General features: G+C 61.0%; 24 protein-coding genes. 9 read left to right on the forward strand and 15 right to left on the reverse strand.

What is annotated here, in order from left to right:
- Positions 1–149 precede the first annotated feature (149 nt).
- The 6 genes from msrQ to AACY42_RS19055 all read right to left on the reverse strand — a co-directional run bounded on the left by msrQ (position 150) and on the right by AACY42_RS19055 (position 6128).
- Positions 150–770, reverse strand: a complete 621-nt coding sequence (msrQ, locus tag AACY42_RS19030; RefSeq protein WP_339481592.1) for a protein-methionine-sulfoxide reductase heme-binding subunit MsrQ — start codon at positions 768–770, stop codon at positions 150–152.
- A complete protein-coding gene (gene msrP / locus AACY42_RS19035; protein WP_339481593.1) occupies positions 770–1783 on the reverse strand; it encodes a protein-methionine-sulfoxide reductase catalytic subunit MsrP in 1014 nt (337 codons plus the stop codon). The genes msrQ and msrP overlap by 1 nt, the downstream gene beginning before the upstream one ends.
- Before the next feature lie 75 nt (positions 1784–1858).
- A complete protein-coding gene (gene pssA, locus AACY42_RS19040; protein ID WP_339481595.1) occupies positions 1859–2704 on the reverse strand; it encodes a CDP-diacylglycerol--serine O-phosphatidyltransferase in 846 nt (281 codons plus the stop codon).
- A gap of 143 nt (positions 2705–2847) precedes the next feature.
- Positions 2848–3864 (reverse strand): ketol-acid reductoisomerase, encoded by a 1017-nt coding sequence (gene ilvC / locus AACY42_RS19045; protein ID WP_339481596.1) that lies wholly within the window; start codon positions 3862–3864, stop codon positions 2848–2850.
- A gap of 45 nt (positions 3865–3909) precedes the next feature.
- A complete protein-coding gene (gene ilvN / locus AACY42_RS19050; protein ID WP_003205610.1) occupies positions 3910–4401 on the reverse strand; it encodes an acetolactate synthase small subunit in 492 nt (163 codons plus the stop codon).
- Positions 4402–4403: 2 nt separating this feature from the next.
- Positions 4404–6128, reverse strand: a complete 1725-nt coding sequence (locus AACY42_RS19055) for an acetolactate synthase 3 large subunit (protein WP_339481597.1) — start codon at positions 6126–6128, stop codon at positions 4404–4406.
- 407 nt (positions 6129–6535) lie between these two features.
- Between AACY42_RS19055 and AACY42_RS19060 the strand changes: the two genes are divergently transcribed.
- Positions 6536–6952 (forward strand): DUF4124 domain-containing protein, encoded by a 417-nt coding sequence (locus tag AACY42_RS19060; RefSeq protein ID WP_339481718.1) that lies wholly within the window; start codon positions 6536–6538, stop codon positions 6950–6952.
- Positions 6953–6958: 6 nt separating this feature from the next.
- Here AACY42_RS19060 and AACY42_RS19065 read toward each other — a convergent pair whose 3' ends face one another.
- From AACY42_RS19065 to mrcB, 3 genes are read right to left on the reverse strand one after another with little or no spacing between them, the layout of a single operon-like run.
- The gene (locus tag AACY42_RS19065) at positions 6959–7288 is read right to left on the reverse strand and encodes a YqcC family protein (RefSeq protein ID WP_339481598.1); all 330 of its coding nucleotides are present in this window, start codon (positions 7286–7288) and stop codon (positions 6959–6961) included.
- Positions 7288–8007 carry a hypothetical protein gene (locus AACY42_RS19070; protein WP_339481599.1) on the reverse strand — a complete coding sequence of 240 codons (720 nt, stop codon included), beginning with the start codon at positions 8005–8007 and terminating at the stop codon, positions 7288–7290. The genes AACY42_RS19065 and AACY42_RS19070 overlap by 1 nt, the downstream gene beginning before the upstream one ends.
- Positions 8008–8023: 16 nt before the next feature.
- A complete protein-coding gene (gene mrcB, locus AACY42_RS19075; RefSeq protein ID WP_339481600.1) occupies positions 8024–10342 on the reverse strand; it encodes a penicillin-binding protein 1B in 2319 nt (772 codons plus the stop codon).
- Between the two features lie 129 nt (positions 10343–10471).
- On the opposite strand from mrcB, the gene AACY42_RS19080 reads away from it, so the two are divergent.
- From AACY42_RS19080 to AACY42_RS19090, 3 genes are all read left to right on the forward strand, one after another.
- A complete protein-coding gene (locus AACY42_RS19080) occupies positions 10472–12028 on the forward strand; it encodes a bifunctional aminoglycoside phosphotransferase/ATP-binding protein (protein WP_339481602.1) in 1557 nt (518 codons plus the stop codon).
- A gap of 88 nt (positions 12029–12116) precedes the next feature.
- Positions 12117–12458 (forward strand): pentapeptide repeat-containing protein, encoded by a 342-nt coding sequence (locus AACY42_RS19085; protein WP_339481603.1) that lies wholly within the window; start codon positions 12117–12119, stop codon positions 12456–12458.
- Positions 12459–12678: 220 nt separating this feature from the next.
- A complete protein-coding gene (locus tag AACY42_RS19090; protein ID WP_339481604.1) occupies positions 12679–12951 on the forward strand; it encodes a TfoX/Sxy family protein in 273 nt (90 codons plus the stop codon).
- Between the two features lie 375 nt (positions 12952–13326).
- Here AACY42_RS19090 and AACY42_RS19095 read toward each other — a convergent pair whose 3' ends face one another.
- From AACY42_RS19095 to AACY42_RS19110, 4 genes are read right to left on the reverse strand one after another with little or no spacing between them, the layout of a single operon-like run.
- Entirely contained in the window at positions 13327–14178 is an 852-nt protein-coding gene (locus AACY42_RS19095) for a ChaN family lipoprotein (protein ID WP_339481606.1), read from the reverse strand.
- A 22-nt stretch (positions 14179–14200) separates the two neighbouring features.
- A complete protein-coding gene (locus tag AACY42_RS19100) occupies positions 14201–14968 on the reverse strand; it encodes a heme ABC transporter ATP-binding protein (protein WP_339481607.1) in 768 nt (255 codons plus the stop codon).
- Positions 14968–15951 carry a FecCD family ABC transporter permease gene (locus AACY42_RS19105; RefSeq protein ID WP_339481720.1) on the reverse strand — a complete coding sequence of 328 codons (984 nt, stop codon included), beginning with the start codon at positions 15949–15951 and terminating at the stop codon, positions 14968–14970. Before AACY42_RS19105 ends, AACY42_RS19100 begins: the two co-directional genes overlap by 1 nt.
- A gap of 50 nt (positions 15952–16001) precedes the next feature.
- Positions 16002–16880: a heme/hemin ABC transporter substrate-binding protein gene (locus AACY42_RS19110; protein ID WP_339481610.1), complete on the reverse strand. Its 879-nt coding sequence runs from the start codon at positions 16878–16880 to the stop codon at positions 16002–16004.
- A gap of 248 nt (positions 16881–17128) precedes the next feature.
- Between AACY42_RS19110 and AACY42_RS19115 the strand changes: the two genes are divergently transcribed.
- The gene (locus tag AACY42_RS19115) at positions 17129–17446 is read left to right on the forward strand and encodes a Rieske (2Fe-2S) protein (RefSeq protein WP_339481611.1); all 318 of its coding nucleotides are present in this window, start codon (positions 17129–17131) and stop codon (positions 17444–17446) included.
- Here AACY42_RS19115 and sfsA read toward each other — a convergent pair.
- The gene (gene sfsA / locus AACY42_RS19120; protein WP_339481613.1) at positions 17402–18148 is read right to left on the reverse strand and encodes a DNA/RNA nuclease SfsA; all 747 of its coding nucleotides are present in this window, start codon (positions 18146–18148) and stop codon (positions 17402–17404) included. The two genes, AACY42_RS19115 and sfsA, sit on opposite strands and share 45 nt — an antisense overlap.
- Entirely contained in the window at positions 18148–19320 is a 1173-nt protein-coding gene (locus AACY42_RS19125) for a pyridoxal phosphate-dependent aminotransferase (protein WP_339481614.1), read from the reverse strand. Before AACY42_RS19125 ends, sfsA begins: the two co-directional genes overlap by 1 nt.
- Positions 19321–19670: 350 nt before the next feature.
- On the opposite strand from AACY42_RS19125, the gene dksA reads away from it, so the two are divergent.
- The 4 genes from dksA to AACY42_RS19145 all read left to right on the forward strand — a co-directional run bounded on the left by dksA (position 19671) and on the right by AACY42_RS19145 (position 24348).
- The gene (dksA, locus tag AACY42_RS19130) at positions 19671–20114 is read left to right on the forward strand and encodes an RNA polymerase-binding protein DksA (protein WP_339481615.1); all 444 of its coding nucleotides are present in this window, start codon (positions 19671–19673) and stop codon (positions 20112–20114) included.
- Between the two features lie 150 nt (positions 20115–20264).
- Positions 20265–21155: a tRNA glutamyl-Q(34) synthetase GluQRS gene (gene gluQRS / locus AACY42_RS19135; RefSeq protein ID WP_339481616.1), complete on the forward strand. Its 891-nt coding sequence runs from the start codon at positions 20265–20267 to the stop codon at positions 21153–21155.
- 78 nt (positions 21156–21233) lie between these two features.
- Complete coding sequence (locus tag AACY42_RS19140; protein WP_003176118.1) at positions 21234–21410, forward strand: hypothetical protein; 177 nt, start codon at positions 21234–21236, stop codon at positions 21408–21410.
- Entirely contained in the window at positions 21394–24348 is a 2955-nt protein-coding gene (locus AACY42_RS19145) for a sensor histidine kinase (protein WP_339481617.1), read from the forward strand. Before AACY42_RS19140 ends, AACY42_RS19145 begins: the two co-directional genes overlap by 17 nt.
- Positions 24349–24364 lie beyond the last annotated feature (16 nt).

Raw genomic sequence — 24364 nt, forward strand, 5'->3', positions numbered from 1 at the left:
GCTCTATCCGCTCCTTCCGGACTTCGATGACCTGAAGCCCAACACTTTCGAAACCTACTTAACTCATTGAATCTCAAGGAGTTTTCCGTTTCGACTGCGCCGGAAGTGGGGCGAATTATAGACGTCCTGAATCTGCCGTCAACACCTAATTACGTTTTTGTTGCAGAAGGGGTTTTCCTGCCCCGCAAACGCGGGATCCTGCGCATAACCGGCGGGACTCTTAGCATCAACAGTACGCCCCCTATGGAGGCATATATCGCCCACTCCTTCAGATCTGCCCGCACGATCCACAGCATATGCAACAACCCAAGCCCCAGGATCAAATAAACCAGGCGATGCAATTTCTTCCAGCGCACGCCAAGCCGCCGCTGACTGTAGCGATTGGATGTGACCGCCAGCGCCAGTAAGCCGAGAAACCCAAGCGACCCGACAATAATGTAAGGCCGCTTGCTCAACTCGACGCCCAACTGCGACCAGTCGAACCCCAATATGAACGCCGCATACCCACTCAAATGCAGCACCACATAAGTAAAGCACCACAACCCCAATTGCCGCCTTACCGCAATCCACCCCGCCCATCCCGTCAGCTTTTGCAGCGGTGTCATGCTCAAGGTGATCAACAACAGGATCAAGGTGCCCAACCCGAGCCGATCCACCAGCACCTTGCCCGGGTCAGGCCCCAGAGAGTTCATCAAGGCCTCGTAAAGCCAGAACAACGGCCAGACCGCCGTCGCGATGAAAACGCCGATTCGCCAGGCTGGAAAACGCATCAGTAATCCTTACTCAGGTCCATCCCTGCATATAAAGAAGCGACTTCATCCTGATAGCCGTTGAACATCAACGTATCGCGCACATTGGGACTGAACAGCCCGCTAGGTAAACGACGCTCATGCGCCTGGGTCCACCGCGGATGATCGACCGTCGGATTGACGTTGGCATAGAAACCGTACTCGTCAGACGCAATGCTTTGCCAAGTCGTCTTCGGCTGCTCACTCACCAGACTGATACGCACAATGGACTTCACACTTTTGAAACCGTATTTCCACGGGACCACCAACCGCAGCGGCGCGCCGTTCTGGTTCGGCAGCTCCCGCCCGTACATCCCTACCGCCAGGATGGCCAGCGGGTTCATCGCCTCATCCAATCGCAAGCCTTCGACATACGGCCAGTCGATCAAGGCGAAACCAGAACGCTGTCCGGGCATGGTCTTGGGATCCTGCAGGGTTTCGAAGCGGATGTACTTGGCCTTGGAGGTTGGCTCGACCTGCTTGAGCAGCGCGGAAATGGGGAAGCCGATCCACGGAATGACCATCGACCAGGCCTCGACACAGCGCAATCGATAAATCCGCTCTTCCAGTTGATAAGGCTTCATGAAGTCTTCCAACCCATAGCGGCCCGGCTTGCCCACCTCCCCGTCTACTACCACGCTCCAGGGCTCGGTCTTCAACGACCCGGCATTGGCTGCCGGGTCTCCCTTGCCGGTTCCGAATTCATAGAAGTTGTTGTAATGGGTCGCGTCCTTGAACGGTGTGATGGACTCATTCTTGACCGTGACCGCATCCCACTGGACTGAAGGCAGTTTCTCGGCAAACCAGGACGGCGCCTTGCCGGGCTCGACATCGGCATAACGTGCCGCATCGGTAGCACTGGCCCATTGAGGTAAGCTGCTGACGGCGAGGCCAGCCAGGGTTGCACCGAGCATTTGCCGACGGGATAGATAGAGAGACTCGGGCGTGATGTCCGATTCACGGCAGTCGGACGACTTGGGGATCTTGATCAGCATGACAACTCCGCAGCATTGGAGGGTAGATGCACCAATAGACTGCGGAGTATGGGGGAAATTACATTAAGGCAACGTTTAGCGTCGACGAAGACGCAACAAGTATTGCACCGGTCCGGAGGCGGCATAGCCCAGGAACACCAACAACAGGATACGCGGCGGATCACTGAACACCACTGCGAACACCAGCACCACCGCCAAAATCGCCACGAACGGCACACGCCCCTTCAGGTCCAGCTCCTTGAAGCTGTTGTACTTGATGTTGCTGACCATCAGCATCCCGGCCGCCGCCACCAGCAGCGCCACCAGGAACGACATTTTCGACCCCTGGATGCCGTAGTCACTGAATGCCCAGACAACACCGGCCACGACACCTGCTGCGGCTGGACTGGCCAGGCCGATGAAGTAACGCTTGTCAGCCTTGCCGACCTGGGTATTGAAACGAGCCAGGCGCAACGCCGCCCCCGCTACATAGACAAAGGCAACCATCCAGCCGACCTTGCCCATGTCCCCCAGCGCCCAGCCGAACGCCAGCAAGGCAGGAGCCACGCCAAAAGCGACCATGTCGGACAGTGAATCATACTCGGCGCCGAACGCGCTCTGGGTATTGGTCATGCGAGCCACGCGCCCGTCCAGACCATCGAGCACCATGGCGACGAAGATCGCAATGGCGGCAAATGCGAAGTAACGGCTCGCCCCTGCGCTATCACCAGCGCTCAAGGCAGCCTGGGCACTCATGGAGTTGATGATGGAATAGAAACCGGCGAACAGGTTCGCGGTGGTGAACAGGTTCGGCAACAGATAGATGCCACGATGCCGGACCTTACGGCCTTCAGCGTCATGGCCTTCTTCGACATGCTCATCGATGGGCAACAGGCTTTCGGCGTCAGGAGCCTGGCTTGGCTCGTCGGGACGTTCGCTCATGGGCAATACCTTGCAACGGTGTGAAAAATTCGACAGATGTCTGGGACGACGGTTCGACCGCAAACGATGCAGCTTTATACCAGAAGCCACCGCCCAAACGAAAAAACGCGGCCAAGGCCGCGTTTTTCGATCAAGTGCGCGACTTAGTTCTTGGCTTTGTCGACGATCTTGTTGGCACCGATCCACGGCATCATCGAGCGCAGTTGCTCGCCGATGATTTCGATACCGTGAGCGGCGTTGTTGCGGCGCTTGGCAGTCATCGAAGGATAGCCGGTAGCACCTTCGCTGATGAACATCTTGGCATATTCGCCGTCCTGAATACGTTTCAGAGCGTTGCGCATGGCCTGACGGGATTCGGCGTTGATGACTTCCGGACCGGTCACGTACTCACCGTATTCGGCGTTGTTGGAGATCGAGTAGTTCATGTTGGCGATACCGCCTTCGTACATGAGGTCAACGATCAGCTTCAGCTCGTGCAGGCACTCGAAGTAGGCCATTTCTGGCGCGTAGCCAGCTTCAACCAGGGTTTCGAAACCGGCCTTGACCAGCTCGACGGTACCGCCGCACAGAACGGCTTGCTCACCGAACAGGTCGGTTTCGGTCTCGTCCTTGAAGGTGGTTTCGATGATGCCGGTACGACCGCCGCCCACGCCGGCAGCGTAGGACAGGGCCACGTTCTTGGCGTTGCCGGACGCATCCTGGTAAATCGCGATCAGGTCAGGGATACCGCCGCCTTTCACGAACTCGGAACGCACGGTGTGACCCGGGGCCTTCGGCGCGATCATGATCACGTCGAGGTCGGCACGTGGCACGACTTGGTTGTAGTGGATCGCGAAGCCGTGGGAGAAGGCCAGGGTGGCGCCTTTCTTGATGTTCGGTTCGACTTCGTTTTTATACAGCGACGATTGGAACTCGTCCGGGGTCAGGATCATGACCAGGTCGGCTGCAGCAACGGCAGAAGCCACGTCGGTCACTTTCAGGCCATGGGCCTCGGCCTTGGCAACGGTGGCCGAGCCTTTACGCAGGCCGACAGTCACGTCAACGCCGGAGTCTTTCAGGTTGCACGCTTGGGCGTGACCTTGGGAACCGTAGCCGATGATGGCGACTTTCTTGCCCTGGATGATCGACAGGTCGCAGTCTTTATCGTAGAAAACTTTCATGAATTTCCCCTATATCCGGCCGTTCAGGCCATTCGCTAATTTGGGTTAGATGCTCAGTACTTTGTCGCCACGGGCAATCCCGGTGACGCCACTGCGTACGGTTTCCAGAATCGAGGCAGTGCCGATCGATTGAATGAAGCTGTCGAGCTTGTCGCTGGTACCGGTCAATTGAACGGTATAGACGCTGGCGCTGACATCGACGATCTGCCCACGATAAATATCGGTAGTACGTTTGATCTCGGCGCGCTGGGCGCCGGTGGCCTTGACCTTGACCAGCATCAGTTCACGCTCGATGTGAGCGCTTTCCGACAGGTCCACCAGCTTGACCACTTCGATCAGCTTGTTCAGGTTCTTGGTGATCTGCTCGATGATTTCATCGTGCCCTACGGTGGTCAGCGTCAGACGCGACAGAGTCGGGTCTTCGGTTGGCGCCACGGTCAGGCTTTCGATGTTGTAGTTGCGCTGCGAGAACAGGCCCACAACACGAGACAGCGCACCCGGTTCGTTTTCCAGAAGCAGGGAAATAATATGTCGCATGATTAGGTACGCTCCGTCTTGCTCAGCCACATATCGCGCATGGAGCCGTCTTTGATCTGCATCGGGTAGACGTGCTCGCTGGTGTCGACCGCAATATCGATCACCACCAGGCGATCCTTCATGGCGAACGCTTCCTCCATCTTCGACTTCAAATCCTTCGATTCGGTGATGCGCACGCCAACGTGACCGTAGGCCTCTGCCAGCTTGACGAAATCAGGCAACGATTCCATGTACGAATGTGAGTGACGGCTGCCGTAGCTCATGTCCTGCCACTGGCGAACCATCCCCAACACACCGTTGTTCAGGATCACGATCTTCACCGGCAAACCGTATTGCAGGCAGGTGGACAGTTCCTGGATGTTCATCTGGATGCTGCCTTCGCCCGTGACGCAGGCGACATCAGCTTCCGGGAAGCTCAACTTGACGCCCATGGCCGCCGGAAAACCGAAGCCCATGGTGCCCAAACCGCCGGAGTTGATCCAGCGATTGGGTTTGTCGAACTTGTAGTACTGCGCTGCGAACATCTGGTGCTGGCCCACGTCGGAGGTCACAAAGGCATCGCCCTTGGTCACTTCGCACAGGGTTTCGATCACGGTCTGCGGCTTGATCACGCTGCCGTCACCCTTGTCATAAGGGAACAGCCCACGATCACCGCGCCATTCATCGACCTGCTTCCACCAACTGGCCACGGACTCCTTGTTTGGAACCTCGCCGATTTCCTTGAGAATGGCGACCATTTCGGTCAGCACGCTCTCTACAGGACCCACAATCGGCACGTCTGCCTTGATGGTCTTGGAGATGGACGCCGGGTCGATGTCGATGTGGATGATCTTGGCGTTCGGGCAGAACTTCGCCGGACCATTGATGACACGGTCGTCGAAACGCGCGCCAACCGCCAGGATGACATCGGCGTGGTGCATCGCCAGGTTGGCGGTGTAGCTGCCGTGCATGCCGAGCATACCGATGAACTGACGGTCGGTGCCTGGGAACGCGCCCAGCCCCATCAGCGTATTGGTGACCGGCAGGTTGAGCATTTTCGCCAGTTCGGTCAGCGGCGCGGAGCCACCGCCGAGAATGACGCCACCACCGGAGTACAGCACCGGGCGCTTGGCCGCCAGGAGCATTTCGGCTGCCTTGCGGATTTGCCCGGAGTGGCCGCGTACGGCCGGGCTGTAGGAACGCAGCTTGGCTTTTTTCGGGAAGATGTATTCGAACTTCTCGGCCGGGTTGGTCATGTCTTTCGGGACATCGATCACGACCGGGCCCGGACGACCGGACTCTGCCAGGTAGAAAGCCTTCTTCATGACTTCCGGGATTTCCGACGCGTGTTTGATCATGAAGCTGTGCTTCACGATCGGCCGGGAGATACCGATCATGTCGGTTTCCTGGAATGCATCGGTACCCACCATGGTGCTGGGCACCTGGCCGGAGATGATCACCATCGGGATGGAGTCCATGTACGCGGTGGCGATACCGGTGATGGCGTTCGTGGCGCCTGGACCGGAAGTCACCAGTACCACGCCGGCCTTGCCTGTAGCACGAGCGTAGCCGTCAGCCATATGGGTGGCCGCCTGTTCGTGACGAACCAGGATGTGGGTCACTTCCGGTTCTTTGAACAGGGCATCATAGACATGAAGAAGAGCACCACCAGGGTACCCGTAGATATATTTGACGCCTTCGTCACGCAAAAAGCGGACGAGCATCTCACCGCCAGATAAAAGCTCCACGTTGTTCACCTCTAAAACGCCAGAATACCGACCCACAAGAAAGGGACGGGTCTTAATAGGTTTACTTCTCGGCAGAGCATGAGCGACGGTGGTCGCCGACTACGTCAGCACTGACTGAGCAAGTATTGGGATCGTCCCAAGTGTTGCGGGCTTTTCCCACCCAGCGCGAGGTAACGCGTTGCGGGTGTAACAGGTCGGCGCGGATGTGCGCCTCATGATCTGCTGAGTGGGTCTGCTTCTGGCAGTCCCTCTACAGCGGACTTTGGATTCTTCTGTTTCGCCTCCTTCAAGTCAAGTCGTCTATGTGCTTTATTCGAAGTAAGCGCATGAGAACGCAAGAAAAAACCTTTAAACGGCAACTGTGTTAGCTTCAATTGCGCAACCCATGACAAGGAAACAGCATGCGAATGATCTTCTTGGCGGCCAGCCTGCTCGTTGGACTAAGCCCAATGTGCATAGCCGGTCAGGTCTACAAATGGGTGGACGCCCAGGGCGTTACCCACTTCGGCGCGCAGCCGCCCCAAGGCACGGAGGCCACGACCGTGATCAAGTCCGCCCCGCCTCCCGCCAAACCAGCAGTACCGCCGTCTGGCGGGGTCATTGGCGACCAAAAGGCCATCGACCAACAGGTCAAGAAACAGATTGCCGAGCAGCAAGCCCAACTCAAGGCGTTCTGCGAACAGGCCCGGACCAACCTGGCGCAATTGCAAAACAACCCCAGGGTGCGCGAAGACGTGGAGGGGGAAATGCGCCGCCTCAGCGATGAAGAGCGGCACCTGCGGATCGACGAGACCCGCAAGCAAATCGAAGAGAACTGTCAGTAACGCCGGTCAGCCGGCGTTGCTGATCAACTGATCGAACTGCGCCAGCAGCCGCTGCAACTCGATGCCCTGCCCTGGTCGCTGGGCATAGACCATCTCGGCCATGGCGAGGATGCCCGAGGCGTTAGGCAGCGGTAGGTCGTTCTCCAGGATGGCTTTCATCCTGGGCAGGAAAATCCACTGCAGCCATTGCTCGAAGTCCAGGGTGTCGACCGCGAACGGTTCGACACTGGCCAGTGCGTGCGCCGAAGGTGAAACATCGCTCCACCAGCCCTGGACCTGCAGTTCCCGCTCGATCAACAGCAACTGATCGGCGATCTGAGGAAAACGCGTATCCATCAGAGCGAAACCTTGGCCTTCTGACGGGCCAATGCCGCGCCAGCGGAATCGCCCTGTTTCTCACGGGCCTGGGCGATCAATTCCCACAGGCTGGCCTGAAGTGCCGGGCGACCGCTGGAGAATGTCAGGCCACGACGAGCCAATTGCTCGGCTTGCGGCGCATCGCCTTGGGCCATGCGCACCTGGGCCAGACGATAAAGCACCTGAGGTTCGCGCGGCGCCACACGCTGGGCACGCTCCAGGCTGGAAGACGCACCGTTGAGGTCACCGCCGGCCTGTTGCTGTTGCGCCGTGGTCAGCAGGGCCAACACCGGGCCGTCCAGCTGTTCATCGGCGGACAAACCACCAGCGCCTGCCGACGGGATGCTGCTCGGCGTCGAAGGCATGCTGTAGCTGCCCTGATCAATCGGCGAGGTTTGGATTGGGCCGGGGGTCATCGGGCCCGGCGTGATCGGCGTGCTGCTGATCGGCGCCGAGGTCGCCGCGCCGCCACCAGGCACCATCACGACGACACCGGTGTCGCCCTGAGGGATTGCCTGGACCTGGCCCTGCGCCGGCCGTTTCACTGTTGTTTGACGGAAACCGCCATTGGCCGAGACCCGCTCACTGTTGGAAACAGCGGTGCCGGAGTCAACGACCGGAATCGAGCCGCGTTGTACGGTGGAGCAACCACTGAGCAAAGCCACGGCCGTTACCGCTGCAATCAACCACTTGTTCACTTGAAACCCTCTTTGCTTAATTCATCCAGTCCTTGACCCAATCCATCATCGATTCGGCGGGATTCGTGCCGCCACAGGCTGCACCGGGTGGCGGTTCGCTGCCGCGAATATACGGCATCTGCACGGCGCCCGGGCAATTGGCATCGGAGCCTTGCCCCGTGCGCGAATCGACCCACGCCTGGACGATGTTGTCCGGTTGCGGCATGTCCAGCGGCAACGGGTCGGCCTTGCGCATGAAGCTGGTCCAGACCTGCAGCGCACCGGTAGCACCGGTGAACGGAGTCTTGCCGTTGTCATCACGTCCGAGCCAGACCACCGCCAGCAGGTCCTGGCTGAAACCGGCGAACCAGCTGTCGCGCGAGTCGTTACTGGTGCCGGTCTTGCCCGCCAGGGTCAGGGTCCGGGGGAGAACGTTATAAACCGAACGGCCGGTGCCTTCACGCATGACCCGCTGCATCGCGCTCTGGACTAGGTAAATGGAGGCTGGATCGAAACGTTGCTGGATCTGGAACGGGTACCGTTTGAGGGGCTCGCCATCAGCGGTCAGCACGCTGCGGATCCCGCGCATCGGCGTATTGAAACCGCCGTTGGCCAGCGTCTGGTACATGGCCGCCACTTCGATCGGCGCAAGGCCACCGGCCCCCAACAGCATCGACGGGAACGCCGGGAATTCGCGACTCACCCCCAGGCGCGCCAGGGTCTTGAGTACATTCGGCACGCCAACTTCCAGCCCGAGGCGAGCCGTCGACAGGTTGTAGGAATGCGCCAGCCCCTGGTACAGGAAGACCGTGCCGTGGGAACGACGATCGTAGTTCTGTGGTTTCCAGACCTGGCCATCGGCGCCCTTGACCGAGAACGCCTCGTCCGACAGCCAACTGGTCAGCGTGTACTGGCTCGGCTTTTCCAGGGCGGTGAGGTACACCGCTGGCTTGATCAGCGAGCCAATCGGACGCACCGCATCCAGGGCCCGGTTGAAACCGGCGAAACTGGCCTGCCGGCTGCCGATCATGGCCTGGACTTCGCCGGTTTCCGGGTTGGTCACCACCATGGCTGCTTCGACTTCGTCAGCGCCCTTGCGCCCACTCAGTCGCTTGAACGTGTCCTCGACCGAAGCTTCGGCCTTCATCTGCAGGATCGGATCGAAACTGGTGAAGATGCGCAGGCCTTCTTCGGTCAAGTCTTCGTCGCGGTAGTCTTCCCGCAGTTGACGCTTGACCAGGTCCATGAAGCCGGGGAACGAACTGTCTGCCAGGCTGCCACGTTTGGTCACGCCCAACGGCATCTTTTTCGCGGCCTCGACTTGCTCGACCGTCGCCACCCCCTGTTGCTGCAGCAGGTCGAGCACCAGGTTGCGCCGTTCGAGGGCACGTTCCGGATTACGACGCGGGTTGTAGAGAGACGGTCCCTTGACCATGCCCACCAGTAACGCCACCTGATGCAACTTGAGCTCGGACAGCGGTTGGCTGAAGAAGAACTGGCTGGCGAGGCCGAAACCGTGCACCGCCCGTTGACCGTCCTGGCCGACAAATACCTCGTTGAGGTAGGCCTCCAGGATCTCCTGCTTGTCGTAGTGCAGCTCCAGCAACAACGCCATCATGGCTTCGGTCAGTTTGCGGCTCAGGCTGCGTTCGTTGGTCAGGTAGAAGTTCTTGACCAACTGCTGGGTCAGGGTACTGCCGCCCTGGCGCATGTGGCCCGAGGAGGTGTTGACCCAGATGGCCCGGGCAATCGACTTGGGCGAGACGCCGAAGTGATGGTAGAAATCGCGATCTTCGACGGCGATCAGCGTATCGAGCAGGAACGGCGGCACCTGGTCGATCTTGATCAGGATCCGGTCTTCGAGGTTCTTGGGGTACAGGCCACCGATGAGCAGCGGCTCAAGGCGCACCACCGACAGGCTTGCGTTTTTGGCGCCGGTCAGCGCAGCGACATAATCGCCGGAAAAACGCACCCGTACCGGTTGTGCCTGCTCCATGCCCTCATAGAACTGGAAGCCGCGGGTATTGAGGTCGATGGTATTGCCATTGACCGAGGCCGCACCCGGACCATTGGCCACGCTTTCACGGCGATAACCCAAGGCATCGAGCTCGGTCAGGAAATCATCCTTGCTCAGTTTTTGACCGACGAACAACTCCAACGGCCGGGCATAGACCTTGGCCGGAATGGTCCAGCGCTTGCCGGAGAACTTCTCTTGGACCACGGCATCGAGATAGACCGCAAAACCGGCGAGCACGACGAGGCCCACCAGGCTGAGTTTAAGGGCCCAGCCCAGCCAGGGCCGCAGCCGGCTGGCGGGTGGTTTCTTGGGGGTACGGGGGGATCGGGTACGAGTCATGGCGGCGGATTATACGCACTTTGTCGCGGTTCAACATGAGCCCAGCCACACAGCCCATCCGGTTTGCGTTCGCGTCGCTTGCCGCCATAATGACGGCCTTGCTTTTTTCCAGTCTATGAAGGATCGCCCGTGAGCCAATCCCTGATCGCAGCCCTGCAAAACCCGGCCCTCTACCCGCATCCCGTCGAAGGGTTCCAGGTCATCGAGACCCATATTTCCTGGGTATTGCTCACCGGGCCATACGCCTACAAATTCAAAAAGCCGGTCAACTTCGGTTTCCTCGACTTTACCAGCCTCGAGGCGCGCAAACACTTCTGTGGTGAGGAGTTGCGCCTCAACCAGCGCCTGACGCAGGACCTGTACCTGGACGTCCTGCCGATTACCGGCAGCGCCGAAGTGCCCCAACTGGGTGGCGACGGCCCGGCTATCGAGTACGCCTTGAAGATGCGTCAGTTCCCGCAGAGCGAACTGCTCAGCACGCTGCAAGCCAACGGCGAACTGACCACCGCGCACATTGACGAAATGGCCGCGCAGATTGCCCAGTTCCACCTCTCCACGCCCAAGGTTCCCGCCGCAAACGACGCTGGCACCCCGCAAAGCGTGATGGCACCGGTGCTGCAGAACTTCGAACAAATCCGCCCGTTTCTCAACGACAAGGCCGACCTGCTGCAACTCGAAGCCCTGCAAGCCTGGGCCGAAAGCAGCTTCGAACGCCTCAAGCCGCTGTTCACCCAACGCAAGGCCGAAGGCTTCATCCGCGAATGCCACGGTGATATCCACCTGGGCAACGCCACCGTGATTGACGGCAAGGTGGTGATTTTCGACTGCATCGAGTTCAACGAACCGTTCCGTTTCACCGACGTCTACGCCGACACCGCATTCCTGGCGATGGACCTGGAGGACCGCGGCCTGAAATCGCTGGCACGGCGCTTCGTCAGCCAGTACCTGGAACTGACCGGTGACTACCAGGGCCTGGAGTTGTTGAACTTCTATAAAGCATATCGCGCCCTCGTCCGGGCCAAAGTCGCGCTGTTCAGCATGCCGGCCGAAGCCGATCCGGTGCAGCGTGCCACTACCCTGCGCCAGTACCGCAACTACGCCAACCTGGCCGAAAACTACAGCACCATCCCTTCGCGCTTCCTGGCCATCACCCACGGCGTCTCGGCCGTCGGCAAAAGCCATGTCGCGATGCGCCTGGTAGAGGCGCTGGGCGCCATTCGCCTGCGTTCGGACGTGGAGCGCAAACGCCTGTTCGGCCAGCAACAGGTTCCCAACGATCCACAGGCCGGCATTTATAGCAGCGACGCCAGCAGCGCCACCTACACCCGCCTGCATGAAATCGCCGCGGTGATCCTGCACGCCGGCTTCCCGGTGGTGATCGATGCCACTTACCTCAAGCACGATCAACGCGACGCAGCAGCGAAAATCGCCGAGGCCACCGGTGCTCCGTTCCTGATCCTCGACTGCAACGCGCCGCAAGCGGTCATCGAAAGCCGCCTGGCACAGCGTCAGGCAGACCAGAAAGACCCCTCCGATGCGAATCTGGCGGTCATTGCCGCACAACAATCCAGTCGTGAAGCCCTGACCCCGGCGGAAATTCTCTGCAGCAAACGGGTCCAAACCAACGAAAGCGGCACACTCGACATCGTTGTCGCGCAGATCCGTCAGCGCCTGCCAGGCCTATAACTATTTTCGGCCGTGAAGCGATGCCCGGCTTCACGGCCGCCAAATAGTGGCACTATAATGGCGTCATAAAACCAACAGGTGATATGAAATGAGCCTCCCCAAGCTTCTCAACAACCCGCTTTATGCCTTGCTGCGCAAAGACGATATCGCCGGGTTCAACAGCGAACGCCCACAAGGCCCGGTCGACATGCGCGACGGCGACTTTCGAGGCCTTGATCTGCGAGAACTGAACGCGGACGACGTTGACTTCAGCGACGCCTACTTCCGCTCCGCCGATTTGCGTGGCATCGATTTTCGCAAGTCATCATTGGAAGGCGCGAGCCTGGCCCATGCGCAAATATCCGGCGCCTACTTCCCGCCCGAGTTGTCTGCGGACGAGATCCTGATGTCGATGAACTTCGGCACCCGCCTGCGCTATCGCAGCCGCTGACAGGTAAATCGGGTCGGCCAACCCGCGGACCTGCCACCACCGAACGGATCTCCAGCGCCCCCGCTTGCGCTGGAGAATGCAGCCCTTTCCCATCTCATCGTGCGTAATGCATTAGAAGCTTTTGCGTTGAATCCGACCAAAGAATCACGCTTTTCCTACTGACCGCTACACTGCTCAGAAGCTTGCCCACTGCACCGATCGGCCGTCGCAAGGAGGCTCGATGAATGATGAACTGCAACACCTGAAGAATCTGGGCAAGACATCAGCCCAGTGGCTGCACGCTGTCGGCATCCACAGCGCTTCCGATCTACGCCGGCTTGGCGCGGTGGACGCCTATCGCGCCGTGCGCACTCGGGGCTTCCGGGCCTCCAAGGTGTTGCTGTACGCCATCGAGGGGGCGTTGATGGATGTGCATTGGAATGACATTCCCGCCGAGCGCAAAGAAGCCCTGAATAAACAGCTGGACGCCATTGCGACGCGCCACAAGGCCTGACGCCCCTTTCGTTTCCAGCACGAACCTTGGCCGCGAGGTTATTTCGACGAATCACAAAACAATGTTTGACATGGTAATGAGAATCGCTATGATTACCGCATCCGGTCGCGAGACTGGTCGATATTTGAACAGCCCTTGGTTCGGACTCTCAGATATCTCCTCATCAGGCTAATCACGGTTATTTGACCCGGCTTTTGCCGGGTCTTTTTTTGCCTGGAAGAAGCGCTCCTTCTCACACATCGCTCCAAGCTGCGTAGGAGCTGCGTAGGAGCTGCGTAGGAGCTGTCGAGTGCAACGAGGCTGCGATCTTTCCCCAGACACTTGAATCCCAAGCAAAAGATCAAAAGATCAAAAGATCGCAGCCTTCGGCAGCTCCTACCGGGCTGGGTTGGATTCACGCATCTGCGCGCAGTAATCCTGTGGCGGCATGGCCGGCGTATACCACACGTAATCCGCCATGGCTGACGTCACCTCGCTGCCCTCCTCGGCCAGCATCAGAACGATTGGTGCCTCGCTGGCGCCAAGATCCAATGCATGCAGCGGCACACCAACATCCTTTCGAGCATGCCAGGCACCGGCGAACAACAGTGCCGGTATCGGCGCTTGCAGCAGGCGTTCGGCCATGCGTCGGTCACGCTGTTGCTGCACGGCCAGCATCGCCGGCATTTGCGACTCTGGCAGCAAACCGCAGTGCGATTCACGGATTTGCCCCAACAACTCATCCTTCACAGTGGCTGCATTGGAACGAGTACCCATCAAACCCGGTGCTTGTTGATAGAAACGCTGGATCTCGGCGGCATCCAGATTGGCGGCCAACAACGGATAGCGTTGCGCCAGGGCAAACTCGACGACAGGGCCATACAGGCCCCAATCCCAGCCGGGTGACCAGCCCAGTGCGCCGGCCAGATCCTTCGGCAAGACGGGTAACTGGCGGACCGAATCAATGCGTGGCTGCTGGGTGGGGGTGAGCATTTCCAGCAACAGGCCGCCCTGGGCCCGCTGCCCGGCCAAAGTCTGGAGTAGCCATAGCTGCAGCGCGTGATGATCAGGATTGTCGTGCCGCTCCCCCACCACCACCCGCGGCGCCGTTGCCAAGCGTTCGACCAATGCCTGGGGCGTCACGGCCTGGCCATTGTGTACATCACGGATTCGTCCGCCGAGTGGAGGCGGTGCGATGCTCTGACACGCCGTCAGCACACTCAATGCCAGAATCAGGAGCAGGCGCACGTCCGTATCCTCCAGGGCGCCCTCAGCGGGCAATGATCAATGGATGCCCTCGCTCCGGATGGTCTTGCACCAGCACGTCCAGGCCAAACACCGCTTTGAGCGGTTCCGGGCGCAGCACGTGCCGGGGCGTGTCCAGGGCCACCGGTCGACCGGACGCGAGCAGCAACAGGCGATCACAGTAACGCGCCGCCAGGTTCAAGTCATGCAGGATCACCAGCACCGCAGCGCCGCGACTGGCAAACTCACGCACCGCCTGGAGAATGGTGTGCTGGTGCAGCGGATCGAGCATCGAGGTCGGCTCGTCCAGCAACAGTGTTTGCCCCGCTTCACCTGGCCACAACTGCGCCAACACCCGCGCCAGGTGCACCCGCTGACGTTCGCCGCCGGACAACGCCAGGTAACTGCGACCGTGCAGATGCGCAGCGTCTGCCGCTTGCAGCGCGGCAGCGACAATTTGCTCGTCGCGCAGCCGACCACTCTGGTGCGGCAGGCGCCCCATGCCGACGACTTCCTCGACACGGAAGGCAAAATCCAGGGTCGAGGACTGCGGCAAGACCGCCAGGCGCCGGGCGCGCTCGGCACCGTGCCACTGAGCCAGCGGCCGGTCATCGAGCCAGACCTGCCCCTGGGCCGGGCGCAATTCGCCACACAGGCCCGCCAAAAGGGTACTTTTACCCGCACCGTTGGGCCCGAGCACACCGAGCACTTCGCCGGGATTGAGCAGCAGATCGATCTCCGCCAGCACGGTTTTCCGGCCACGGTGGATGTGCAAGTTCTGCGCTCGCAGCATCAGGCGCGCCCTCGTACCAATAGATAAAGGAAAAATGGCGCGCCGATGAAGGCCGTGACAATGCCGATCGGCAATTCCGCCGGGGCCAGCGCCAAGCGTGCCACCAGGTCGGCGAGCAACAACAAACTCGCACCCGCCAGCACTGAAGCGGGCAGCAACACCCGGTGGTCAGGACCCGCCACCAGGCGCACCAGATGCGGCACCACCAGCCCGACGAAACCGATCATGCCCGCCGCCGCCACGGCCGCGCCGACCCCCAGCGCCGTACAAAACACCAGCTCACGCTTGAGGGCTTCGACGTTAACACCCAAGTGGGCGGCCTCGGACTCACCCAACAACAGCGCATTGAGCGCCCGTGCCCGGCGAGGCAGCCAGAGCGCCACACCGGCGCTGACCAGCAGCAGCGGCCACAACCGCGCATAGCTGGCGCCGTTGAGACTGCCTAGGTTCCAGAACGTCAGGGTGCGCAGGGTCGCGTCATCCGCCAGGTAGGTCAATAGACCAACGGCGGAACCGGACAGTGCGGTCAGGGCAATACCGGCCAGGAGCATGGTCGCGACATGGGTCTGGCCGTTGCGTCGACCGAGACGATAGACCAGTGCCGTAACACCAAGCCCGCCAAGGAATGCGCACAACGACAACACGTAGGGGCCAAAGGCTTCGGGCAACCCACCCAGCGCCGAGCCACCGACAATGGCGAAGGCTGCGCCCAAAGCCGCACCGCTGGAGACGCCCACCAACCCCGGGTCCGCCAGTGGGTTACGAAACAGACCCTGCATCGCCACACCGGACAACGCCAACACCCCGCCCACCGCCAACCCCAGCAAGGTACGCGGCAAACGGATCTGACCGAGGATCAGTTCGGCCTGCTCCAGGCCATCGACGGCCACCGGCAAACCCAACAGACGCAAGGCGGCGCGCAAGGTGTCGAGCAGCGGCAAGCTTACCGGCCCCAGGGCCAGGGACAGCCAGGTTGCCAGCAGGCACAGCAGACCCAGGCCGATGAACAAGGTGCGTGGCTTGACCAACGAGGTCATGGCGCCGTGGCCGGCGCAGCCGGATAGAAGCCCGCCGTCAGTGTCACCAGGCATTGTGGCAACCGCGGGCCCAACCCACCGACCAGCAGCGTTGGATCAAGTTCCATGACGCGCCCGTCCCTGGCGGCACGGGTCGAGGAAAGAATCGGGTTTTCCCTGAACAGCGCCGCACGCGCTTCTTCACCGTTCAAGGCACGGTCGGCAAAGACCAGCACTTGCGGATTCAGGCTGGCCAGGGTTTCGACGGAAAAAGATTTGTAACCACTGTGGGTCGCCAGGTTGTGACCGCCGGCCTGCTGTAACAGCCAATCAGCGGAAGTGCCCTTGCCAGCAACCAGCGCCTTGCCGCCGGAACTGCCCACCAATAGCAATACGCCGGGAGCCTTTTGTTTGCGCTGGGCTTCGGCCACCCGAGCCTGTTGCTGGGTGAGTTGTTTTTGATAAAGGTCGAACAACCGCGCCGCCTCGCCCTCGGCCCCCAGCAGTTGTCCCAGATGCCGCAAATTCCCCTGCAAGGCCGGCAGGTCTGGTGTGGCCGAGAACAGTTCAACCTGCACGCCGGCGCTGCGAATTTGCGCCAGTACGGGCGGAGGTCCCATTTCCTCGGTGCCGACCAGGATCTGCGGACGCAGGCTCAGCACGCCCTCCGCCGACAGCTGTCGCTGGTAGCCGATACTGGGCAAGGCCCGCAGGGGCTCAGGATGCTGGCTGGTGGAGTCCACGCCGACCAGCTTCGACTCGCCCCCCAGCGCACTGACCCACTCCGACACGGCACCGCCGGCGCTGACCCAGCGTTGCGGCAATTGGGCCGCGCTGGCCCCCTGGTTGAGCAGCAGTGCGACACAGAACGTAACAACGCGGATGTTCAGGCGCATCGGGCAGCTTCCTCAAAGAAGTTTTTCACAGGACCGGGCATGGCCAAGTATCCTCAGCCACCTGTGAAGAAGGCGCCATTTGATAATTGTTTTCATTTGACCGTCAAGCGTGGATCTTCCCAGATAAATGAAAGAACCCTGTGGGAGCGGGCTTGCTCGCGAATGCAGAGTGTCAGGAAACGCAGTGCTGTATGACACACCGCATTCGCGAGCAAGCTCGCCCCCACAGTTTTTTACCAAGGACACCCATGAAGCTTCTTTGTACCGCCGCCCAATTGCCCGACAACGGCAGTCGCGGTTTCGACCTCGATGGGCGCAAAGTACTGGCCGTGCGGCGTGCCGGCCAGGTGTATGCCTATCTCAACCGCTGCCCGCACCGTGGCGTGCCGCTGGAATGGCAACCCGACCAGTTCCTCGACCCCAGCGCCAGCCTGATCCAATGCGCCACCCACGGCGCGCTGTTTCTGATCGAGAGCGGTGAATGCGTGGCCGGCCCCTGCGCCGGTCAGTTCCTCGCGGCCCTAGACAGCCGGGAGGACGAGCAAGGCATCTGGGTCGAGCTCTAGCAACACTGGCAACGCGCGGTCCACCCACATCTGCTCGGTCGTCAGCGTGACCCCGTAGGCCAGCACCTCCACACCCGCCGCCACCGCATCACGCAGGGCCGCGGCGTACACCGGGTCGATTTCCTGTGCCGGGCGCACCGCTTGGATGCCACTCAGGTTCACACAATACAGCTGCACCGCCCGCACACCTTCCCGGGCCAGGCAGGCGAGCTCCCTCAGGTGCTTGGCCCCGCGCAGGGTCACCGCATCGGGAAACGCCGCCACATTCGTGCCATCGAACCCCAGCGTGACACTTTTGACTTCGACCCAGGCCGAGCCTTGGTCGTAGTCCAGGCGAAAATCGATACGGCTGTTTTCCACACCATAAGCCACTTCACGCTTGAGCCCGGTGAACCCGTTCAGTTCGCTGATGACGCCGGCGCGCAAGGCTTCTTCGATCAACGCGTTGGCCCGCGCGGTATTGATGCAGGCGAGCCGCCCTTGAGGGGTTTCGCCGATTTCCCAGGTTCCGGGCAACTTGCGCTTGGGGTCGCTGGAGCGACTGAACCAGACACGCGCGCCTTCAGCCATGCAATTGAGCATCGATCCGGTGTTAGGGCAGTGAATAGTGAGCAGTTCGCCATGAACAGTCTCGATATCGGCGAGAAAACGCTTGTAACGTCGAATCAAGCGACCTTCTTCCAACGCAGGAGAAAAACGCATCAGCCTTGCCAGCTCCGTAGTCCGCGTTCGATTCGTGCCACCGCTTCCTGTAGCCGCGGCAGGCTCTGGGTGTAGGCGAAACGCACATGGTGGTCGGCCTGATGGCGGCCGAAATCCAGGCCCGGCGTGAAGGCCACATGCTCGGTTTCCAGGAAGTGCTGGCAAAACGCAAAGGCATCGCCGCCGAACGCACTGATGTCGGCATAGAGGTAAAACGCCCCTTCCGGCTCCACCGCAATACCGAAGCCCAATTCACGCAAGGCCGGCAGTAGAAAGTCACGACGCCGCGCGAACTCGGCCCGCCGCTGCTCGAATATCTCGATGGTCGCGGGCTCGAAACACGCCAGGGCGGCGTACTGGGCCATGCTCGGCGCACTGATGTAGAGGTTCTGCGCGAGCTTTTCCAGCTCGCTGACAGCCGCCGAAGGGGCCACCAGCCAGCCAAGTCGCCAGCCGGTCATGCCGAAATACTTGGAGAAACTGTTAAGGACAAAGGCGTCGTCATCGACTTCCAGCACGCTGGCGGCATCGGTGCCGTAGGTCAGGCCGTGATAGATCTCGTCCACCACCAGATGGCCGTTGTGGTCCTTGATGACCTTGGACAGTCCGGCCAGCTCGTCCCGGGAGAGAATCGTCCCGGTCGGGTTGGCCGGTGAGGCCACCAACGCACCGACGCTGTCCTGGTTCCAGTGGCGGTTCACCAGGTCTGGCGTCAATTGGTAACGCACCTCCGGCCCCACCGGCACCAATTGCGCCGCCCCTTCGACCAGACGCAAGAAATGACGGTTGCACGGATAACCCGGGTCGGCCAGCAGCCAATGCTTGCCTGGGTCCACCAGCAAGGCGCTGGCCAGCAGCAACGCTCCGGACCCGCCCGGGGTCACGAGGATGCGCCGGGGGTCAATCTCCACCCCATAGCGCTGGCCGTAGAAACCGGCGATGGCCTCGCGTAGCTCGGGAATGCCACGGGCCGCGGTGTAACGGGTCTTGCCCGCCGCCAGCGCGGCCTGACCTGCCTGGATGATCGGCTCGGCGGTGGTGAAGTCCGGTTCGCCGATCTCCAGGTGGATGACGTCATGCCCGGCGGCCTGCAGTTCGTTGGCACGGGCCAGCAACGCCATCACATGGAAAGGTTCGATGGCGCGGCTGCGCGCACTGTAGGGCTGAGCCATTGGCCTTCCTTCAGGGGAAAAAGAACCGATTCTACCCAACTCTCCAGCCAAGTCAGAAACAACTGCGGGAACGCGCGCAAACCGCGAGCGGTCTGAGGCCGTGGATTGCAGGAAATGACTCCCGCGATTGGCCCAGGCTTGACTAGAATCAAGCATTGAGCAGGTTTACATTCTCACCGAAGCGAACCCGGTCACGTTTTACAGGCCCCAGCCACCGCAGGCTCGACAACCGGGAGTGGCGCGGCCCGATTTGATCTGGTAAGTTCGCCCGCTTGCAGCCGCAGGGCCGGCAGGTGTCGGTGATGGAGCAATCCTGCGTAGTGGATTACAAGAGTAGAGGCGGTCCATTCATGCCCACCCAAGCAAAGCAAAATCAAAATAACGCGCTCAGCGGGTTTGAGCCTTACGTCCCGCAAGCTGGCGAAGAGTACATGGGCGTCCCCATGCGCGCGCACTTCACCAAGATCCTGAACAAGTGGAAACAGGACTTGATGCAGGAAGTCGACCGCACCGTGGATCACATGAAAGACGAAGCGGCCAACTTCCCCGACCCGGCCGACCGTGCCAGTCAGGAAGAAGAGTTCAGTCTCGAACTGCGCGCCCGTGATCGCGAGCGCAAGCTCATCAAGAAAATCGACAAGACCCTGCAACTGATCGAAGACGAAGAATACGGTTGGTGCGAGTCCTGCGGCATCGAGATCGGCATTCGCCGCCTGGAAGCCCGCCCGACGGCCGACCTGTGCATCGACTGCAAGACCTTGGCGGAAATCAAGGAAAAACAGGTCGGCAAGTAATCGCCGGGGCTGTCACCGAAACGGAGCGCTCATACGCTCCGTTTTTTGTTTGCGTTGTTTACCCAAGCCTAGTGAGCCCGCTCCCACAGGGGAATACCGTGATCACAAGATGTATGCCTCTGCCCGCCCGGACCCAGTAACATTCGCCCTATGACTGCCACCACCCCCTACATCGGACGCTTCGCCCCCACCCCCAGCGGCCACTTGCACTTCGGTTCACTGGTCGCCGCACTGGCCTCGTACCTGGATGCCCGGGCCGTGGGCGGGCGCTGGTTGCTGCGCATGGAGGACCTCGACCCGCCCCGGGAGGAACCGGGCGCACAAGCGGCGATTCTCAAGGCACTGGAAAGCTACGGATTCGAATGGGACGGCGAGATGGTTCGCCAGAGTGAGCGCCATGACGCCTACGATCAGGTCATCAACCGGCTGTTCAGCCAAGGCCTGGCCTACGCCTGCACCTGTTCGCGCAAACAACTGGAAGCCTACCAGGGCATTTACCCGGGATTGTGCCGCAACGCCGGGCACGGCACCGAGAACGCCGCCATCCGCCTGCGCGTCCCCGAGCTTGAGTACCACTTCACTGACCGGGTCCAGGGCGAGTTCCGCCAGCACCTGGGTCGTGAGGTCGGTGACTTCGTGATCCGCCGCCGCGACGGGCTCTACGCCTATCAACTGGCCGTGGTCCTGGACGACGCCTGGCAAGGGGTGAGCGATATCGTGCGCGGCGCCGACCTGCTGGACTCCACGCCGCGCCAGCTCTACCTGCAAGAACTGCTCGGGTTGCCGCAACCGCGTTACCTGCATGTGCCGCTGATCACCCAGCCCGACGGGCACAAACTCGGTAAATCCTACCGGTCACCGCCCCTGGCGGCCGATCAGGCCACGGCACTGCTGTTACGGGCATTGCGTGCGCTGGGCCAGCAACCGGGTATCGAACTGGTCGATGCCAGCCCACGGGAACTGCTGGCTTGGGGCATTCGCCACTGGGATGCGGGCAAGATCCCGCGCACACTGAGCCTGCCCGAAGCGCAAATACGTTGACGGCCCTTGCAGCTTGGCGCCCATCCGTTACCATCGCCGCACGTTTTTTGGGCACGCGCATAAATTAGAGAGGCCGGGATGTATATCTATCGCTTGGTCCTGCTCCTGGTAGTGGGGATTTATCTGTTCTCCCCGGCCATCATGGATTGGTGGATCGATGCCACGGGTGCCTGGTATCGGCCATATCTGCTCTGGCTGATCCTGATTGTCGTGACCTTCATCCTGCAGAGCCAAAAAGATGCCGATGAGCTTTAGCCTGACCCAGATGATCCTGATCAGCGCCGCCTACCTGGCAGTGCTGTTCGGCGTAGCCTGGATCAGCGAACGAGGCATGATCCCCCGGGCGATCATCCGCCACCCGCTGACCTACACCCTGTCGCTGGGTGTCTATGCCAGCGCATGGGCGTTCTATGGCACGGTCGGGCTGGCCTACCAGTACGGCTATGGTTTCCTCTCCAGTTACCTCGGTGTATCGGGCGCGTTCCTGCTAGCGCCGGTGTTGCTCTACCCGATCCTGAAAATCACCCGCACCTACCAACTGTCGTCGCTGGCCGACCTATTCGCCTTTCGTTTTCGCAGCACCTGGGCCGGCGCGCTGACCACGATCTTCATGCTGGTCGGGGTATTACCGCTGCTGGCCCTGCAGATCCAGGCCGTGGCCGACTCCATCAGCATCCTGACCCGCGAGCCGGTGCAGCACCGGGTGGCACTGAGCTTCTGCGTGCTGATCATCCTGTTCACGATTTTCTTTGGCTCCCGACACATCGCCACACGGGAGAAACACGAAGGCCTGGTGTTCGCCATCGCTTTCGAATCGGTGATCAAGCTGATTGCCATCGGTGGTGTCGGTCTCTATGCCCTGTACGGCGTGTTCGATGGCCCGCAACAGCTGGAAGTGTGGCTGCTGCAGAACCAGACAGCCCTCGCCGCCCTGCACACGCCCTTGCAGGAAGGCCCATGGCGCACGCTGTTGCTGGTGTTCTTCGCATCGGCCATCGTGATGCCGCACATGTACCACATGACCTTTACCGAAAACCTCAACCCACGCTCGCTGGTCAGCGCCAGTTGGGGCCTGCCACTGTTCCTGCTGCTGATGAGCCTGGCGGTACCGCTGATCCTCTGGGCCGGCTTGAAGCTGGGCGCCAGTACCAATCCGGAATATTTCACCCTGGGCATCGGCATCGCCGCCAACAGCAAGGCCCTGGCGTTGCTGGCGTATGTCGGAGGCCTGTCGGCGGCCAGTGGCTTGATCATCGTCACCACGCTGGCATTGTCGGGCATGGCCCTCAACCACCTGGTGCTGCCGCTCTACCAGCCACCGGCCGAAGGCAATATCTACCGCTGGCTGAAATGGACACGGCGGGCGCTGATCGTCGCGATCATCATGGCCGGCTACGGTTTTTACCTGATGCTGGGTGAGGGACAGGACCTGGCCAACCTAGGTATCGTCGCCTTCGTTGCCACCTTGCAGTTCCTGCCCGGCGTGCTGTCGGTGCTGTATTGGCCGACCGCCAACCGTCGCGGCTTCATCGCCGGCCTGCTGGCAGGGATCCTGGTATGGCTGGTCGCGATGCTGTTGCCGCTGATGGGCAACCTGCAAGGCTTCTATATTCCGCTGTTGAACATGATCTATGTGCTGGACGACACCAGTTGGCATATGGCGGCCATCGCCTCCCTGGCGGCGAACGTGCTGATGTTCACCCTGATCTCGCTGTTCACCAACGCCAGCAGCGAAGAGGCCAGCGCCGCCGAAGCCTGCGCGGTGGACAATGTCCGCCGCCCGCAGCGTCGTGAACTGCACGCCGCCTCGCCCCAGGAGTTTGCCACGCAACTGGCCAAGCCTTTGGGCGCCAAGGCCGCGCAAAAGGAAGTCGAACAGGCCCTGCGCGACCTCTACCTGCCCTTCGATGAACGTCGCCCGTATGCCTTGCGTCGCCTGCGGGACCGGATCGAGGCCAACCTGTCCGGCCTGATGGGCCCCAGCGTGGCCCAGGACATGGTCGAGACATTCCTGCCCTACAAGGCCGGCGGCGAAAACTACGTCACCGAGGACATCCACTTCATCGAAAGCCGCCTCGAGGATTACCATTCGCGCCTCACGGGCCTTGCCGCCGAACTGGACGCCTTGCGCCGTTACCACCGCCAGACCCTGCAGGAACTGCCGATGGGCGTGTGCTCCCTGGCCAAGGACCAGGAAATCCTGATGTGGAACAAGGCCATGGAAGAACTCACCGGGATCGCGGCCCAGCGCGTGGTCGGTTCACGCCTGAGCACCCTGGGCGAGCCGTGGAAAGGTTTGTTGCAAGGTTTCATCGACCTGCCGGACGAGCACTTGCACAAACAGCACCTGGCCCTCGACGGCCAGACCCGTTGGCTGAACCTGCACAAGGCAGCGATCGACGAGCCGTTGGCACCCGGTAACAGCGGCCTGGTGCTGCTGGTCGAAGACCTGACCGATACCCAGATGCTCGAAGACAAGCTGGTCCACTCCGAACGACTGGCAAGCATCGGTCGGCTGGCTGCCGGGGTGGCCCACGAAATCGGTAACCCGATCACCGGCATCGCCTGTCTGGCGCAGAACCTGCGCGAAGAACGCGAGGACGACGGCGAGCTGACGGAAATCAGCGGCCAGATTCTCGAACAGACCAAACGCGTGTCGCGCATCGTCCAGTCGCTGATGAGCTTCGCCCATGCCGGCGGTCACCAACACAATGACGAGCCCGTCTGCCTGGCCGAAGTGGCCCAGGATGCCATTGGTCTGCTGGCGCTCAACCGGCGCAATTTCGAGGTGCAATTCTTCAACCTGTGCGATCCGGAGCATTGGGTCGATGGCGACCCCCAGCGGCTCGCCCAGGTGTTGATCAACCTGCTATCCAACGCGCGGGACGCGTCACCGGCCGGCAGCGCGGTGCGGGTCAAGAGCGAAGCCTTCGAACACACGGTCGACCTGATCATCGAAGACGAAGGCAGCGGCATCCCACAGAACATCATGGACCGATTGTTCGAACCCTTCTTCACCACCAAGGATCCTGGCGAAGGCACCGGTCTGGGCCTCGCACTGGTCTATTCCATCGTTGAAGAGCATTATGGACAAATCACCATCGACAGCCCGGCTGATGTACAAAGCCAACGCGGCACCCGTATCCGGGTGACCTTGCCGCGTCATGTCGAAGCGACGTCCGCTGTGAACTGAGACCGTCGAGAGAATC

The organism is Pseudomonas sp. RL_5y_Pfl2_73 (assembly GCF_963970515.1).
GTDB lineage: Bacteria > Pseudomonadota > Gammaproteobacteria > Pseudomonadales > Pseudomonadaceae > Aquipseudomonas.

What these genes read in the sequence shown, in the direction of transcription:
- AACY42_RS19065 (WP_339481598.1), bottom strand. Translation starts at nt 7,288, where the DNA reads ATGGATACGCGTTTTCCTCAGATCGCCGATCAGTTGCTGTTGATCGAG.
- msrQ (WP_339481592.1), bottom strand. Translation starts at nt 770, where the DNA reads ATGCGTTTTCCAGCCTGGCGAATCGGCGTTTTCATCGCGACGGCGGTC.
- ilvC (WP_339481596.1), bottom strand. Translation starts at nt 3,864, where the DNA reads ATGAAAGTTTTCTACGATAAAGACTGCGACCTGTCGATCATCCAGGGC.
- pssA (WP_339481595.1), bottom strand. Translation starts at nt 2,704, where the DNA reads ATGAGCGAACGTCCCGACGAGCCAAGCCAGGCTCCTGACGCCGAAAGC.
- msrP (WP_339481593.1), bottom strand. Translation starts at nt 1,783, where the DNA reads ATGCTGATCAAGATCCCCAAGTCGTCCGACTGCCGTGAATCGGACATC.
- sfsA (WP_339481613.1), bottom strand. Translation starts at nt 18,148, where the DNA reads ATGCGTTTTTCTCCTGCGTTGGAAGAAGGTCGCTTGATTCGACGTTAC.
- AACY42_RS19085 (WP_339481603.1), top strand. Translation starts at nt 12,117, where the DNA reads ATGAGCCTCCCCAAGCTTCTCAACAACCCGCTTTATGCCTTGCTGCGC.
- gluQRS (WP_339481616.1), top strand. Translation starts at nt 20,265, where the DNA reads ATGACTGCCACCACCCCCTACATCGGACGCTTCGCCCCCACCCCCAGC.
- AACY42_RS19100 (WP_339481607.1), bottom strand. Translation starts at nt 14,968, where the DNA reads ATGCTGCGAGCGCAGAACTTGCACATCCACCGTGGCCGGAAAACCGTG.
- AACY42_RS19110 (WP_339481610.1), bottom strand. Translation starts at nt 16,880, where the DNA reads ATGCGCCTGAACATCCGCGTTGTTACGTTCTGTGTCGCACTGCTGCTC.
- AACY42_RS19090 (WP_339481604.1), top strand. Translation starts at nt 12,679, where the DNA reads ATGAATGATGAACTGCAACACCTGAAGAATCTGGGCAAGACATCAGCC.
- AACY42_RS19115 (WP_339481611.1), top strand. Translation starts at nt 17,129, where the DNA reads ATGAAGCTTCTTTGTACCGCCGCCCAATTGCCCGACAACGGCAGTCGC.
- mrcB (WP_339481600.1), bottom strand. Translation starts at nt 10,342, where the DNA reads ATGACTCGTACCCGATCCCCCCGTACCCCCAAGAAACCACCCGCCAGC.
- dksA (WP_339481615.1), top strand. Translation starts at nt 19,671, where the DNA reads ATGCCCACCCAAGCAAAGCAAAATCAAAATAACGCGCTCAGCGGGTTT.
- ilvN (WP_003205610.1), bottom strand. Translation starts at nt 4,401, where the DNA reads ATGCGACATATTATTTCCCTGCTTCTGGAAAACGAACCGGGTGCGCTG.
- AACY42_RS19125 (WP_339481614.1), bottom strand. Translation starts at nt 19,320, where the DNA reads ATGGCTCAGCCCTACAGTGCGCGCAGCCGCGCCATCGAACCTTTCCAT.
- AACY42_RS19060 (WP_339481718.1), top strand. Translation starts at nt 6,536, where the DNA reads ATGATCTTCTTGGCGGCCAGCCTGCTCGTTGGACTAAGCCCAATGTGC.
- AACY42_RS19140 (WP_003176118.1), top strand. Translation starts at nt 21,234, where the DNA reads ATGTATATCTATCGCTTGGTCCTGCTCCTGGTAGTGGGGATTTATCTG.
- AACY42_RS19145 (WP_339481617.1), top strand. Translation starts at nt 21,394, where the DNA reads ATGCCGATGAGCTTTAGCCTGACCCAGATGATCCTGATCAGCGCCGCC.